The following is a 15,815-nucleotide window of genomic DNA, read 5'->3' on the forward strand; positions in this document are numbered from 1 at the left end:
AAAGGTGAGTGAGCAATGAGCGAAATGATAACCGTCGGCGACGCCATCGCCAGAACGCTGGAGCAGTATCAGGTTGAGGCCATCTACGGCGTCATCTCCATTCATAACCTGCCGATTGCTGATGCCGTCGGGCAGCGCGGCAACATCCGCTTTGTGCCCGCACGCGGGGAAGCCGGGTCGGTGACGATGGCCGATGCCCACGGCCGTTTCTCCGGCCTTGGCGTGGCGCTGACCAGCACCGGCGCGGGGGCGGGGAACGCGGTGGGGGCGTTGGTAGAGGCGATGAACGCCTGCACGCCGCTGCTGCACTTAACCGGTCAGGTGGAAAAAGCGTGGCTGGATGCCGATACCGGCTTTATTCACGAGACGCGCGACCAGCTGACCTTCCTGAAGGCCAGTTCCAAGCGCGCGTACCGTATCAGCAACGCCAATCAGGCGATCGCGATTCTGCATAAAGCCATTCAGGAGGCGCAAACGCCGCCGTGCGGGCCGGTATCGGTTGAAATTCCGATCGATATTCAGAGCACGAAAATCCCGGCCTCGCTGGTGACCGCGCCGGTGAAAGCGCAGACTGCGGCGAGCGTGGATAGCCGTGTGGTGGACGCACTGTGGGCGCAGCTCAAGCAGGCGAAGCTGCCGCTGCTGTGGCTGGGCGGCGGCGCGCTGGATAGCGCCGAGGCGGTGAAAAAACTGGCCGATGCCGGGGTGACCGTGATCTCCAGCACCCACGCGCGCGGCGTGCTGCCGGATAGCCACCGCGCGAGCCTGCGCGCTTTCCATAACTCGCCGTCTATTGAGGCCGTGATTTCCGCCTGCGATTTTACGCTGGTGGCCGGGTCGCGACTGCGCAGTAATGAAACGCGCTCCTGGACGCTGGCGCTGCCGCAACCGCGGGTACAGATTGATATCGACCCGGCGGCGGCCAGCCGTAACTATTTGATGGATAACACCTTGATTGCAGATTGTTCCGCGCTGCTCTCCGCCCTGGCGGCGAAAGTGCAGGGGCGCGAATGGGGGAACGCGCAGTGGGATGCGCTGGTGAGCAGCGCGGTGGTCAAAGCGGAGCAGGATCTGCGCGAGCAGTGCGGCGAGTACGCGAAGCTCAACGATGCCATTGCCCAGGCGCTGCCGGAAAACGGCCTGCTGGTTCGTGATATCACCGTCTCCGGCAGCCTGTGGGGAAGCCGGCTGTTCCGCGCCAACGGCCCGCTGATGAATATTCACTCGCTCGCTGGCGCGATCGGTATGGGGCTACCGATGGCGATTGGGACGGCTATCGCCAACCCGCAGCGTAAGGTGGTTGGGCTGGTTGGTGACGGCGGTCTGAGCCTGAACCTGGGCGAACTGGCGACGCTGGCGCAGGAGAAAGCCAACGTCACGCTGCTTATCATGAACGACGGCGGCTATGGCGTGATGCGTGGCATTCAGGATAAATATTTCGGCGGGCGGCAGTATTACAATGCGCTGCACACGCCGGACTTTACGCTGCTGGCGCAGGCTATCGGGCTGCAGGCCTGGAGCGTGGAGCGGGCGGATGATTTTAACGCCGTGATGACGGAAGCGCTGGCGATGCCGGGGCCGTCGGTGGTGGAAGTGAAGATGGGGCAGATTGGCGCGCTGAAGTTTGCCGGGCCGCCGCAGAAAACGCTGTACTGAGGGGATACCCCCTCACCCCGGCCCTCTCCCCGTGGGGGAGAGGGAGAAAATAGAGCCTGGACGGTCCCCTCTCCCCCACGGGGAGAGGGTTAGGGTGAGGGGCAAGTATTAAAACGCGTTGAACGGGTATTCAACGTACACGCGAACTTCATTACCGCTGACGTTATAGTCGCTGGCGTTGCTGGAGACGCGCAGCACCGAGTAGCGGACTTTAAACTTCAGATCTTTCGCCGGGCCGTCCTGGACCTGGTACTGCACCTGGTTAAACCACTCGTGCTCTTTACCGTTGTTGGTTTCCGCCGTCTTGATGTTGTCGCCGCGCACGTAGGCGGTGGTCCAGCTCAGACCCGGCAAGCCCAGGCCGCCGAAGTCCAGCGCGTAGGACGCCTGCCATGAGCGTTCATCTTCGCCGTTAAAATCAGACCAGTAGGAGTTCGCCAGCCAGATGGTGTTGCCGCCGTCGCCGACGCCGCCCTGATTCTGGTAGCCGCCATAGTTATAGCCGGTGCTGCCGCTGCTCTGCTGGTAGGCAATTTTGAAAGTATGAATATCCCAGATGTAGCTGGTCGCCAGGCTCCAGATGCTGTTGCTGCGCCCGGTATCCAGCGAGTCGGCGTATTCCTGCTCCAGACGAGAGTTATAGCCGTTGAAGTCGAACACCAGCTTCTGGTTTTCGGCCAGCGGCTGGGCGTAGTTCAGGCCGAGGTACTGCTTGTTGAGCACGTCCTCCACGTGGGAAGCGTACAGCGCGCCGCTGAGCTGGTCGTTGAACTGATAGCTCGCGCCGCCGAAGGTAATGCTTTTCAGGCCGCTGTTGTGGCTATCATCGCTCTTACGCTGTTCGTCGGTGAAGTAACCGGCGTTCACTTCCAGACCGGCGATCTCTTTTGAGGTCAGCATCGTCCCGGTGTAGGTTTCATACAGCAGACGAGAGTCGTCGGCGTACAGAATAGGCAGCGTCGGGCGCTGGGTACCGTAGCTCAGCACGGTGTTAGAGAAGCGCATTTTGGCGGTTGCGCCAAACTTGGCGAGGTCGGACTTGGCGCGGCCGTCGTTGTCCTGCGCGAAGAAGTCAATGCCGCCCGCGCCGCTGTTACCGCGGCCGCCGTCCAGGCGCACGCCGTACTGGGCGATACCGTCTACGCCAAAGCCGATCGGGCCCTGAGTAAAGCCGGATTCAAAGGTGGCAATAACGCCCTGGCCCCATTCGCTTTTATCGTGCAGCCCATCGCGATAGTCGCGTTTGATATACGCGTTACGCAGGAACAGATCCAGATGACTGTCGTCAATAAAACCCTGGCTATCAGATTGCTGGCTCGCAAAAGCCGGTGCAGAGGCAATAATACTTAAGGCAACTAATGTTAATTTCTTTTTCACGGAGGGAACTTCTCTGTTTATAAAACTGTCAAATTGTGTTGTTACAATTTGGATATTCGCCTGAATAAGTATCAAAAGCAATCATTGTATGAAGGGATGTTTCGCCAGCGGGCGCGCCGTAGGTCACGCAGCGCGTGCGCTGGCTGAGGCGCTATAGACTATTTGAAAATACGGAGAATGCGCTTTATAGAAGGTAAATAATATAATGTTATTTTCTTTCTCAGGATAATTATCCAGCGTGTGCGGCTGAGGCTTATATATTCCGCGTAGGTGTCAGCTACGTATATTTAACGGTTTGTGCGCTTAACTTATCAATTAGTGCCGTTTACCGGTTTTAATATTTTTTTCTTATTTATGCAAGGGGGGCAATATTGCCCCCCGGTGACGCTTTATTTAATCCCGTCGGCCTGTAGGCGCTCGCGGATATGCTGGGCGCGTTCCTGGGACGCCGGGTGATCGTCAAACATGGAGCTTTGACGGCCATCTTCCAGTTTCGACAGCTTCTCGAAGCTGGTGGCGAGACCGGTTGGGTTGATGCCGCGTTTACGCAGCAGGTCATAGGAGTAGTCGTCCGCTTCCGACTCCTGGCGCTGGGAGAACTGCGAGTTCACCAGCTTCTCGCCCAGATCGCCAATCTGCGACTGCGACAGGCTGCCGACGATGCCGCCCGCAGAAGCCGCTGCCGCGCGCAGGGCGTTGGTGCCAATCGCCACCTGCATGCCTTTCTTCACGTGGCCCAGCGCAACGTGGCCCATTTCGTGGCCGACGACCGCTTCCACTTCGTTGTCACTCATCAGGTCCATCAGGCCGCTATAGACGCGAATGCAGCCGTTGGCCATGGCGAAAGCGTTCACGTCTTTGGCGACGTAGACTTTGTAGTTCACCGGTTGGCCGTTAATGTTGTCGCCAAGCGCGGCGGCGATTTTGTTCAGCCGCTGGGTATAGGCGCTGTTGGACGGCGCGATGGTCGCCTTGCTGTCCATATCCGCACAGGCCTGGTCGCTCAACGCTTGCACCTGCTGATCGCTCAGGGAGAACGCCTGTAAAGCGCCGGTGCCTGAGCTTAATAAGCCATTTGAATCCATATTCTGACAGCCACTGAGCAGCAAAGTAGCGCCAAAAGCCAGAACAACCGCCCGTTTTTTCATGAGAATGCTTCCAAAGTCGTTTATCTGAAAATGCCCTGGAATTGCGACGCCAGAGTTAGGCTAAGTATAAAGAATTTCGCGGGTTGCGAGCGAGGATATTACATCTTGTTAACCGCTGTTCCAGAGATTTCTGAAGCCGTAAAAGGATGCTCCATGTACATGCTTTGTCGCATAGGTTACATTGTTGGCACTTTTTTCTGGCAAAGCCCGTAACGTGCGTGCCTTGTGCCGTTAGGGTCGCCTTCAACAGTCCGAACTGGAGTCAAAATGTCCTCACGTAAAGAGCTTGCTAATGCTATTCGTGCGCTGAGCATGGACGCAGTACAGAAAGCCAATTCCGGTCACCCGGGTGCCCCGATGGGTATGGCTGACATTGCCGAAGTCCTGTGGCGTGATTTTCTGAACCATAACCCGCAGAATCCGTCCTGGGCTGACCGTGACCGCTTTGTGCTGTCTAACGGCCACGGCTCCATGCTGATCTACAGCCTGCTGCACCTCACCGGCTACGATCTGCCGATGGAAGAACTGAAGAACTTCCGTCAGCTGCACTCTAAAACCCCGGGTCATCCGGAAGTGGGTTACACCGCAGGCGTTGAAACCACCACCGGCCCGCTGGGCCAGGGTATTGCTAACGCTGTCGGTATGGCGATTGCAGAAAAAACGCTGGCGGCGCAGTTCAACCGCCCGGGTCACGACATCGTTGACCACTTTACCTACGCGTTCATGGGCGATGGCTGCATGATGGAAGGCATTTCTCACGAAGTGTGCTCCCTGGCCGGTACCCTGAAGCTGGGCAAACTGATCGCCTTCTACGATGACAACGGCATCTCCATCGACGGCCACGTTGAAGGCTGGTTCACCGATGACACCGCGAAGCGTTTCGAAGCCTATAACTGGCACGTGATCCGCGGTATTGACGGCCACGACGCTGACGCGATCAAACGTGCGGTAGAAGAAGCGCGTAAAGTGACCGACAAGCCGTCCCTGCTGATGTGCAAAACCGTGATTGGTTTCGGTTCTCCAAACAAAGCGGGTACCCACGACTCTCACGGCGCGCCGCTGGGGGCAGAAGAAATTGCGCTGACCCGCAAACAGCTGGGCTGGAACTACGGTCCGTTCGAAATCCCGGCAGACATTTATGCGCAGTGGGATGCGAAAGCCGCAGGCCAGGCAAAAGAAGCGGCATGGAACGACAAGTTCGCCGCTTACGCGAAAGCCTTCCCGCAGGAAGCCGCAGAATTCACCCGCCGTATGAAAGGTGAGATGCCGTCTGACTTCGACGCTAAAGCGAACGAATTCATCGCTAAGCTGCAGGCTAACCCGGCGAAAATCGCCAGCCGTAAAGCGTCCCAGAACGCAATTGAAGCGTTCGGTCCTCTGCTGCCTGAATTCCTCGGTGGTTCCGCTGACCTGGCGCCGTCTAACCTGACTATCTGGTCCGGCTCTAAATCCATCAACGAAGACACCGCGGGTAACTATATCCATTACGGCGTGCGTGAATTCGGTATGACCGCGATTGCCAACGGTATCTCGCTGCACGGTGGTTTCCTGCCGTACACCTCCACCTTCCTGATGTTCGTCGAATATGCCCGTAACGCGGTGCGTATGGCGGCGCTGATGAAGAAACGTCAGGTGATGGTCTACACCCATGACTCTATCGGTCTGGGCGAAGATGGCCCGACTCACCAGCCGGTTGAGCAGATTGCGTCCCTGCGCGTGACCCCGAACATGAGCACATGGCGTCCGTGTGACCAGGTGGAATCCGCGATTGCGTGGAAATATGGCGTAGAGCGTCAGGACGGCCCGACCGCGCTGATCCTCTCCCGTCAGAACCTGGCGCAGCAGGACCGTACCGAAGCGCAGCTGGCGAACGTCGCGCGCGGCGGCTACGTGCTGAAAGACTGCGAAGGCCAGCCGCAGCTGATCTTCATTGCGACCGGCTCTGAAGTTGAGCTGGCGGTTGCCGCGTACGAAAAACTGACCGCTGAAGGCGTGAAGGCGCGCGTGGTTTCCATGCCGTCCACCGACGCGTTCGACAAGCAGGATGCGGCCTACCGCGAATCCGTGCTGCCGAAAGCCGTCTCTGCGCGCGTGGCTATCGAAGCGGGCATCGCGGACTACTGGTTCAAATACGTGGGCCTGAACGGCGCTATCGTTGGCATGACCACCTTCGGTGAGTCTGCGCCGGCTGACCAGCTGTTCAAAGAGTTCGGCTTCACCGTAGAAAACGTGGTTGAGAAGGCGAAAGGCCTGCTGTAATCCGTTTTGCTAAGTCAAAAGGCCGCGAATGCGGCCTTTTTTTATGGGCGAGGTACATCAGGATAGATCGGCATGAGCCACGCTGAGATCGAGCGTCAGGTGGTCATAGCCTTGCAGCACCGTTTTCTCCGTTTTTTCACCCAGCGCGTTGCACAGGTAGCCGAACCAGGCCTCCGGCACCGCCAGCGCGTCTGGCGAGGGGTTATACAGGCGCACCAGGGTTTTACCGTACAGCACATCAACGCCGCTCACGACCCAGCCTTGCGGCAGATGGGGCAACAGCTGGCGGTGAAGGACATCCCGTTTTGCAATCAACAGATCAAAATTGTCCAGCCGCTGAAGGCCCTGCTGGTCGCTCTGCCATTGCCACAGCCGCACCGGCGCGCTGTATCGCTGTTCACGAATCGCCAGCTGCGCCTGAGAATGTTCACCGAGACACAGCGCAAAGTGAAACTTCAGCTCGCCGGGCAGATTGCCTTCTGGCGTGGCCTGTCGCTGGCCGGAAGCGCGTCCGGGGCGATACAGCAGGTCATCTTTACCCAGCTGGCCGACGCCGCGGAAAAGCGTCAGGCGAAGCTGCTGGCCCTGCCAGGCATACTCTTTCAGGCCGCGGGCGAAAACGTGAAAATTGGCATGAGGGCTGAGCCGATGCATAAAAGGCTCCGTATCAACCGGGCGCTCCGCGTAGCCCGCGGCATCGTGGATATGCTGATTGGTGCGCGTCAGCGTCCCAAACGGCACGTCGGCGCAAACCGCCTCGATGGTTTTTCCGGTGTTGATCAACAGCTGCATGCGGTGATCGCGCACGGTATTGTCGATAGTCAGGTCGCCGCGCAGAATATCGTCTTCCAGCGTCAGCGCGAGCGTAACGTTTACGGTGCGCAGGCGCTCACTGCGTGCCAGCCGATCGTCGCCGATCGCTTCCGGCAGCAGCAGCGCGGCGCGCAGGCGCAGGGTTTGCTGCCACGGATGCTGCTGAATGCCATCAAGGGTAAAGTGCGAGAAGGTCAGGCCGCTATCGCCGGGCAGGGGTGAAAAGTCATACAGATCGCCGTCGTCGCTGATATCGCGCAGCGCCAGCAGCGGTGCCAGCGTCCGGCCGGTGCTTTTCTCCAGCAGCTGTAGCTGGTTGCCCTGCAGGCTCAGGCGATAGTGTGCGTTTTCGATCGCCTGCGCTTCAGGACAGGAGATGGGAAGCACGACCGGCGATGGGCAGGGGGCGACGTAAAAGATCGCGAAACCCAGCGGCGGCACCGGCACGTTGAGCAGATCGACGCGATTTTCGTAATACCAGCACTGCTGTTCGGTTTCAACTTCACCGTCCGGCGTCAGCAGCACGTGGCGCGGTAGCTGCACCTGCCGCTGCTGGTGCACGACGACGCAGATCGGCTCACCGTTTTCGCCAATCAGCGCAAACTGCGCTGCGGGGGTGATGAGCGTTTGTTGGCGGACGTCGACCGCCGGGCTGCTGGTGCCGTTGAGCACCAGAAAGCGATAGGGCGTTTTCGCGGCGAGATTGGCGAGCAGCTGGCGGGCGTGGAGGCTGAATATCGCCTCGCCGATTTGCTGCGCCTGACGACAGCGGTGCAGAACGTCACGATTGGTTTCATCGCTGTTGCAGCCGCCCATGCTGTCGTGAGCGTGCGACTCTAATAGCCCGCACCACGCCTGCTCCAGCATCTCTTCGCCTTCGTCAAAACCGCTGCGCCGCGCCAGCGCCAGCATCGGCTCCGCCAGCCGGGTCAGGCACATTTCCGCATCGTAATTGGCTTTTTTAATGTCGTAGCGCGACGAACCGATGCTTTTGTGCACCCGGGAAAGGCGCGGAATACGAAACTCACCGCGCCAGCGCGGCAGGGGCTTATCGGCCAGGGTGGCGAAGTAGCGCTCATAGCTGCTGACTTCCCAGCGATCGTCGCTGATGGCGTCGATCGCCGCGATCAGCCGATCGAAGTCGGCATCGCCGCTTACCTGGTCGCCGCCGATAGGGCACAGCAGGTCTGGCGACGGCGATAGCGCTTTGATACGGGCAATCAGCGGGAACGTCTCTTCGTCAAAATGCGCGGGGCGGAAGTTGCGCCAGCGGCCGCCGCGCTCGGGATGCGCAAGGGAGTAGCCAAACGGCGTGATAACGGTGGTGGCGCAATCGCCATTCAGCGCTTCCCAGCACAGCTCCGTCGGCCCCATCACCTGCGGATCGTAACCGCGGCGCAGCAGAATGTGGCGGAGGCCAAACGCGCGGGCGATCTGCGGTAGCTGGGCGTGGCTGCCAAAGGTATCCGGCAGGTACAGCACCGACATGCAGTAGCCCGCCTGCCGGGCGTGATGGATGCCGATGCGCAGGTTGCGGAACATCGACTCGGTGGCAATGTTAAACAGGTCCGGCTGGGTGTACCATGGGCCGATCAGCAGCCGCTTCTCGCCAACGAGGCGGCGCGCGCGTTCGGCCATATCCGGCTTCAGGCGAATAAAGTCGTCAAAGATTGAGCTCTGGCCGTCAAGATGGAAGACAAAGCGCGGGTTATGCTCCAGCGCCTCGATCAGTTCGCTAAAGGCCTTAAGGGCAAAAAGCTGCGTATCGAGCGTCGAGAAATACCATTCGCGATCCCAGTGGGTGTGCGAGACGGCATGAATAGTGCGGACATCGCTCATGGCTATTCCCCCCTCTGACTAAAATAGACGCGGTACTCCGCGTGGATGTCATCTTCGTACCACATCGGGAAGTTGGTGCCCCAGACGTTGTTATAGAGCTGGCCGTAGAGGCTGACGCGCGGAGGAAGCGGTTCGCCAAAACACAGAATTCGCGGCTGGTACAGCCCCAGCAGCGGCGCATCCAGCGGTTCCAGCGTCCACTGCTCGGTGAGGGCCAGCTCTACCGCGTGCAGGTTGTGGTTGCCATTGCTGACGACGTTAAACCAGTCGATGGGGTAGCCCAGCTTCTGGCAGGTGCTCTGCCCGACGTTTGCCAGCCCTAGCTGGAGCCAGATCTCTTCGGGCAGCCGGTTGGCCTGCTTGCCGTAAATGCTCAGGCGCAGCGAGAGCGCGTGGCGAATCTTGCTAAAACCGTACTCCAGCACGATCTCGCTGGGCAGCCTGAGTTCAAGGCCGGGTGCGTTATTGGGCTGAATAATGGCCTGTACGTACCAGGCATCCAGCTCGCCGCGAAAGCGAACCTCTTTAAGCGAGAATTTTACCTGCTGAGTAGTGACGGGGCGCGGCGTCAGTTCCAGACCGGGCTTCGTGAAATCGGAGAGCGCCCACGGCGAAGTGACATCCAGATTCTGCAGATAGCGATCGCGGAAGCGGTCATACTCCTGCGGCCCAATCTGCCGATAGATAAGGCTGGCAAAGGGCGCATCCAGCATCGGCCTGCCATGGATATTGAGCGCCGACAGGCTGCCGTCGCTCGCTAAAGCAAACTCATAGTCGCCGAAGGAGAACTGGCGCAGATCGGTCGCCATACCTTTGACAACAACGGGGCCCGCGCCGGTGGTGTCACACAGCGGCGCGGGCAGTTGCGCGCAGGCGCTATCGATATAGCGGCGCTGCTCCTCCCAGGATTGGCTGAAGTGGCGATAGCTGCGGGCGCTTTTATGGGGAGATTGCGCAATAAATTGCTGAAGCGAATCGTATTTTAAAGGAACCGGCGACGTGACCCTCTCCCGCGCGCGCGCGGCGCTGAACGCCTCCGGCAGGTAGTGACAGTAGTCGGGGAGGTGTAGCTTGAGGTCCATGCCCCAGGTATGCTCAGGCACCATCAGCAGCGCATCAAGCGCTGCGGGCGGGCAGACAATCTCCTGCTGGAGACGGCGGTTTAAGCGGCGATAGCGGCTGACTTTTCCCGGGTCGGTCGCCAGCCCATGATTCCACGTGTCGCCAATTTCGGCCTCGACGATCGGCAGCGTGTGGCGGATGGTCTCCACCCGCGCGGCGAAGGCGTCGAGGGTTGATGCGCTGACCCGCGCCTCTGGGTAGCGCTGCCGGTAACGTTCAATCAGCCGCATCACCTCGGCCGCCGTTGGCGGAGAGCAGTTATCCTCAGCGTGGCAAAAGACCAGCAGCTCGTCCAGCGCTTCACACCAGGTTGCGTTACCGTAGCCGCCGAAAGAGTAGTTGACGACGATCTCGTGCTGGCCATATTTCCAGATAAACAGCGGCGGGACGTCCGGCGGGCAGGAGGCCGCGTTGACGCCCAGATGCAGATAACGTAGACCGGCCTCGGCCAGCCACGGCACGATGGCCTGAGGATGGCCCGGCACGTCGGTCATTTTGGCGGCGATGGTCCGGCTGTGGAAGCGCTGGTCCAGATTTTTGCGGTAGGAGAGCGCGTGCTGCATTAGCGTGGGCGTCAGCAGTTCGCTATGGGTGGTGAACGGCAGACCATGCCAGACGATGTCGCCGGCGGCGATCGCATCGTACAGCCGCGTGCAATCTGCGGGGGCGGCGCGCTGTAGATAGCGGTGGATAAGCCAGCTACCGCAGGTCCAGATAAAGTTTTTCTCTTCTCCAGCGTTGACCTGCCGGGCGAGGTTTACCACCGCCGGAATAAAGTCCGTGAGGTATTTATCTTCAATCGCCTGGGCATAATCGGTGAAGCCAATATCAAGATGCGTTTTGTAGATGATATGAACACGCTGCATGTTCACTCCCGGAAAATGGGGTTGGTAATCAACTGAGCGCAACGGCCATCGTTCACCCGCAAGAAGGCAAAACGGCTGTCGGCCCAACGAACGTCCTGCTGCACGCGGCCGTTGTGGTGGGGTAATTCAAGCACCTGGCGCTGGGTATACAGCAGCACCTGGTGGTGGTCTGGTACGTCGAGATCGATATGCAGCGTTGGGCTGGTGGTAGTGCCGCCGATTTCGGCTTCGCCGCCGCTAAAGCGCGTTAGCCGGATGTCGTCGTGGCTCTGCATATAGCTGCGTCCGTCGGCGATGGCCTGCAGGATATCGTCACGCTCGCCGCCATGGCTGCGGACGGCGAGGGTCGGAAGCGTGAGCGCTTTTTCTTTGTGGAAATCGCTGCCGGCGGTGACGGCAATAGTTTTCCCTGCGCGCAGCTGCTGAAGCCAGTAGTGAAAGGTGTCTTCGTTGCGGGTTGCTGCCTCCCACGGCCCGTTCCACAGCTCCAGCCAGTCGTAGTGGGCCAGCGGTAGTTGCCACGGGCAGTGCTGGCAGAAGGGATGATTAATCCCGATCCAGGCGCCGTTGCTGCGCGCCTCGGCCATTCTTAGCGTGATGTCGAGCTCCGTCGCGCAGGGAAGAAAGCTGCGGACCGGCCGGTCTACGCCGATAAAATTGACGTGCCCAAGCGGGGTGGTGAGCTCCATGCCTGGAATGAGGCATAGCGAGGTGTTGAGGCCGTCAATCTCCCGGTTTTGCGTCATGGTGTTGTGATCGGTAAAGCAGAGGAAATCGTGGTTGTGCGCACGTGCGCGGTCTACCAGCGCCGCGACGCTCAGCTTGCCGTCGCTGTGTTCGGAGTGGATATGCGTATCGCCGCGCCGCCAGCGCCAGGCTTTGTGGTAGCGAACGATCTCAATATGAATGCGGCATGCGCCGATGATTTTATGTAAACCCAGCAGCACGTATCCTCGACCTGAAGGCAGCGCGCCGCGCCGATAGCCAGGCGTGGCGAAACGCTCGCTGACCGTCATCTGCTGCCGCGCGCCGCCGCTCCAGCCGAGGGTTTCTTCGCCTATTTTTAGCCCTAAATCAACCGCGTTGCCTTCATCAAAGCGGTAGCTGATGTCCAGCCGCTCAACCTCCAGCCCCATATCAAAGGGCAGTGCGAGGATCTGTTTTTGTTCATCGGGATGGGCAACGTATTCGATGTGTACAGTAGAGAGGTTATCCATCACGCCTCCTCAAGCAGCTCTTTGCAGTCGCCGGCAATCATCACCACTTCCGTGCCGTAGATGATTTGCCAGCCCTTTTCGCCGACGCGCACTACACCTTTTGCACGCAGGTTTTTCTTCCACACGTCGTCGTGGGCTACGCGCGAGGGATCTATCACTTCAACGCGTAGTCGGGAAATACAGTTATCAAACTGGGCAATATTTTCTTTACCGCCGAAAGCGGCAATAATTTGCGTGGAGAATTCATTCGCCTGTGATGTCGTGGCCGTTGTCATACTTTTATTTTTAAAATCCTGCTTGCTGAACAGCTTCACATCGTCGTCTGATGAATGTTCATTTTCACGGCCCGGGGTCATGACGTTAAAGCGAGTGATGAGATAGCGGAATGCAAGGTAATAGATGCCGAAAAATAGCGGCGTTAACCATAAATATCCCCAGAGATTTAACTTTCCGGGCTGCAGTAATACCGGGAGAATATCTTTCAGGCAGCCGCCGTAAATAGAGACGTTAGCCATTTCCGTTAATACAAAGATTAAGCCGGTCAGCGGCACGTGAACCAGATAAAAGAGCCACGGCGCGACAAACAGGAAGGTGTATTCGATGGGTTCCGTCACGCCGAAGAGCATCATGGTGGCTACGACCGGGAGCAGAAGGCCCGCGACCACCTTTTTATGCTGAGAGCGGGAGCAGTGGTACATCGCCAGCGCGGCCCCGGGCAGCGCGCCGAAGTGGGTCACCACGCGCCCGGATTGAAAGCCGCGCACCAGCAGTTCTGACGTCTCGCTACAGCCCAGCTGCGCCATGTAGATATTCGTGGTGCCGCTGACCAGATTACCGCACACCTCCATCGAGCCGCCGAGTTCAGTCAGGCGAATAGGCGTGGTGATAAGATGGTGCAGGCCAACCGGCAGCAGCGATTTGTCGGCAACGGCCCAGATAAAGGTGCCGAACAGGCCGGAGTCACCGATCAGTTTGCTGAACTGCGCCAGCATCCAGCCGATGGGGGGCCAGACAAGGTAGAGCACTGAGCCCATCAGCGCGCCAACGACCAGCGTCACGATGGGGACGGTACGCGTACCGGCAAAAAATGACAGCACCAGCGGGAGCTTCACGTTATAAAGGCGATTGTGCAGCCAGGCGGTCGCGAGGCCGACCGCCATGCCGCCAAACACGCTCATTCGGTAGGTGAACATCCCTAATTCGGTGGTGTAGATGGAGGCTTCCTGCACCGCGGCGATCGGGTCAAGGTGGCGCTGGCTGATAAACCAGCTGGCGGTGGTGGTCTGCTCGTTCAGGCCGTGAAGCGTCAGCAGCGTGCTGAGGATAAAATGCATCGACATAAAGCACACGGCACCGGAAAACGCCGCCCAGCCTTTCTCCTTTTTGGCCAGACCGAAGGCGACGCCGATGGCGAAAAAAAGCGGGAGATTCCTGAAAACCACATCGCCCGTTGCTTTCATCACGCTGAACGCCATAAATAACGGCGATGCTTTATTAAATAATACGCCAAGATGTAACGCCTCCAGCGTCTCTTTATTGGTAAACGCGCTGCCGAAACCCATAAACATCGAGCCAATGGTGATAATGGATATCGGGACTAGCATGGCTTGCCCAATCATTTGCATTTGCTGTTTCATAAATCATCCTTGTGAATATTTTAAACCGGCGTGACGGTGGGTAATTTCAAATGAAGATTATTGAAATTAGCGTTAAAAATATTTTCTCAATGAATATGTTTTGCGGTCGTTATATTTTGCTATGGCGATATTAATTATTTTAGATGTCTGTTCTTCTCAGCTTTTTTTATAATGGCTGGTGAGTTTATCATTACGAAAAGAGGATTCTGTGACTCGCGCAGCGATAAGCTAATAATATTAGTTTTTCTTCTGCCCGCGCTTATTGCTTCGGGTAACGAACGAAAGCGGTCGCGGCGAGCGGGGGCAAGGCAGGGAGACAATGGAATTTCTGTGGTGATTATTCCTGTAAAAATGTGACGAATGTCAGATTACTGGCGCGTTTGTCTGGACAATCATTCCTTTTATTCCATATTTCGCTTATTCTAGCTGAAGCGTTTCAGTTGACGAATTGTTCGACATTTAACCAATCAGTCACGGTTTGTGGCGGGTAAGGTTTCCCTGAACGAGCGGCTGCATTACTCTGTTGGCCACTTTGCTTCGGGATGACCTTGCAGGAGACCTATGAGCGTACGCGTAGCTATTAATGGCTTCGGTCGCATTGGCCGTAATGTGGTTCGTGCTTTGTATGAATCCGGACGCCGTGCGGAGATCACCGTGGTCGCCATCAACGAACTGGCAGATGCCGCTGGCATCGCGCATTTGTTGAAGTATGACACCAGCCACGGGCGCTTTGCCTGGGATGTTCGCCAGGAGCGCGAGCAGCTGTTTGTCGGCGATGACGCCATCCGTCTTCTGCACGAACGTTCTATTGAAGCGCTACCCTGGCGCGAGCTGTCGGTCGATGTTGTCCTCGACTGCACCGGCGTATACGGCAACCGTGAAGACGGTGAAGCGCATATCGCCGCTGGCGCGAAGAAGGTGCTCTTTTCACATCCTGGCAGCAACGATCTCGACGCCACCGTCGTTTATGGGGTCAACCAGCACGAACTGCGTGCGGAGCACCGCATTGTTTCCAACGCCTCCTGTACCACGAACTGCATCATTCCCGTCATCAAATTGTTGGATGATGCCTACGGCATAGAGTCCGGTACGGTCACGACCATTCATTCTGCGATGCACGACCAGCAGGTGATTGACGCCTATCATCCGGATTTACGCCGTACGCGTGCGGCAAGTCAGTCGATCATTCCGGTAGATACTAAACTTGCTGCGGGCATTGCCCGTATTTTCCCGCAGTTTAGCGACCGTTTTGAGGCGATTGCGGTGCGCGTGCCCACTATTAACGTGACGGCCATTGACCTGAGCGTGACGGTGAAAAAACCTGTAAAAGCAAGTGAAGTCAACCAGTTGCTGCAAAAAGCAGCACAGGGTGCATTTCATGGTATAGTTGACTATACGGAATTACCGTTGGTCTCAACTGATTTTAACCACGATCCGCACAGTGCCATTGTCGATGGTACTCAGACGCGGGTCAGTGGGGCGCATCTGATCAAAACGCTGGTCTGGTGTGATAACGAATGGGGCTTTGCTAACCGAATGCTCGACACCACGTTAGCAATGGCCGCTATTGGTTTCAGGCTCGACGCTTGAGCGTCGACAAAACTTTAAGTATCAACGAGAGGATTCACCATGTCTGTAATTAAGATGACCGATCTGGATCTGGCTGGTAAACGCGTTTTCATCCGTGCGGATCTGAACGTACCGGTTAAAGATGGCAAAGTGACCAGCGACGCGCGTATCCGCGCCTCCCTGCCGACCATCGAACTGGCGCTGACACAGGGTGCTAAAGTAATGGTTACTTCTCACCTGGGTCGTCCGACCGAAGGCGAGTCCAACGAAGAATTCTCTCTGTTGCCGGTTGTTAATTACCTGAAAGTCAAA

General features: G+C 57.9%; 10 protein-coding genes. 4 read left to right on the plus strand and 6 right to left on the minus strand.

What is annotated here, in order from left to right:
• Nucleotides 1-15 precede the first annotated feature (15 nt).
• A complete protein-coding gene (locus tag ACK5JN_RS12125; protein ID WP_416870403.1) occupies nt 16-1,656 on the plus strand; it encodes a thiamine pyrophosphate-binding protein in 1,641 nt (546 codons plus the stop codon).
• A 108-nt stretch (nt 1,657-1,764) separates the two neighbouring features.
• Here the strand turns inward: ACK5JN_RS12125 and ACK5JN_RS12130 are convergent, their stop codons facing one another.
• Nucleotides 1,765-3,033 carry an OprD family porin gene (locus ACK5JN_RS12130; protein ID WP_416870404.1) on the minus strand — a complete coding sequence of 423 codons (1,269 nt, stop codon included), beginning with the start codon at nt 3,031-3,033 and terminating at the stop codon, nt 1,765-1,767.
• Nucleotides 3,034-3,422: 389 nt separating this feature from the next.
• The gene (locus ACK5JN_RS12135) at nt 3,423-4,181 is read right to left on the minus strand and encodes a M48 family metallopeptidase (RefSeq protein ID WP_416870405.1); all 759 of its coding nucleotides are present in this window, start codon (nt 4,179-4,181) and stop codon (nt 3,423-3,425) included.
• A gap of 267 nt (nt 4,182-4,448) precedes the next feature.
• Between ACK5JN_RS12135 and tkt the strand changes: the two genes are divergently transcribed.
• Nucleotides 4,449-6,440 (plus strand): transketolase, encoded by a 1,992-nt coding sequence (tkt, locus tag ACK5JN_RS12140; protein ID WP_416870406.1) that lies wholly within the window; start codon nt 4,449-4,451, stop codon nt 6,438-6,440.
• Between the two features lie 57 nt (nt 6,441-6,497).
• Here tkt and ACK5JN_RS12145 read toward each other — a convergent pair whose 3' ends face one another.
• From ACK5JN_RS12145 to ACK5JN_RS12160, 4 genes are read right to left on the minus strand one after another with little or no spacing between them, the layout of a single operon-like run.
• Complete coding sequence (locus ACK5JN_RS12145) at nt 6,498-9,092, minus strand: hypothetical protein (protein WP_416870407.1); 2,595 nt, start codon at nt 9,090-9,092, stop codon at nt 6,498-6,500.
• Between the two features lie 2 nt (nt 9,093-9,094).
• Nucleotides 9,095-11,080, minus strand: a complete 1,986-nt coding sequence (locus tag ACK5JN_RS12150; protein WP_416870408.1) for a DUF5054 domain-containing protein — start codon at nt 11,078-11,080, stop codon at nt 9,095-9,097.
• A gap of 2 nt (nt 11,081-11,082) precedes the next feature.
• A complete protein-coding gene (locus tag ACK5JN_RS12155) occupies nt 11,083-12,297 on the minus strand; it encodes a CehA/McbA family metallohydrolase (protein WP_416870409.1) in 1,215 nt (404 codons plus the stop codon).
• Entirely contained in the window at nt 12,297-13,934 is a 1,638-nt protein-coding gene (locus tag ACK5JN_RS12160; RefSeq protein WP_416870410.1) for a PTS transporter subunit EIIC, read from the minus strand. Before ACK5JN_RS12160 ends, ACK5JN_RS12155 begins: the two co-directional genes overlap by 1 nt.
• Before the next feature lie 561 nt (nt 13,935-14,495).
• On the opposite strand from ACK5JN_RS12160, the gene epd reads away from it, so the two are divergent.
• Both epd and pgk read left to right on the plus strand, forming a co-directional pair.
• The gene (gene epd, locus ACK5JN_RS12165) at nt 14,496-15,524 is read left to right on the plus strand and encodes an erythrose-4-phosphate dehydrogenase (RefSeq protein WP_416870411.1); all 1,029 of its coding nucleotides are present in this window, start codon (nt 14,496-14,498) and stop codon (nt 15,522-15,524) included.
• A 39-nt stretch (nt 15,525-15,563) separates the two neighbouring features.
• Nucleotides 15,564-15,815: phosphoglycerate kinase (pgk, locus tag ACK5JN_RS12170; RefSeq protein WP_416870412.1), on the plus strand; the 252-nt coding region annotated here is incomplete at its 3' end.

The sequence above is a fragment of the Kluyvera sp. genome (genome assembly GCF_047971185.1).
Taxonomy (GTDB): Bacteria; Pseudomonadota; Gammaproteobacteria; order Enterobacterales; family Enterobacteriaceae; genus Kluyvera.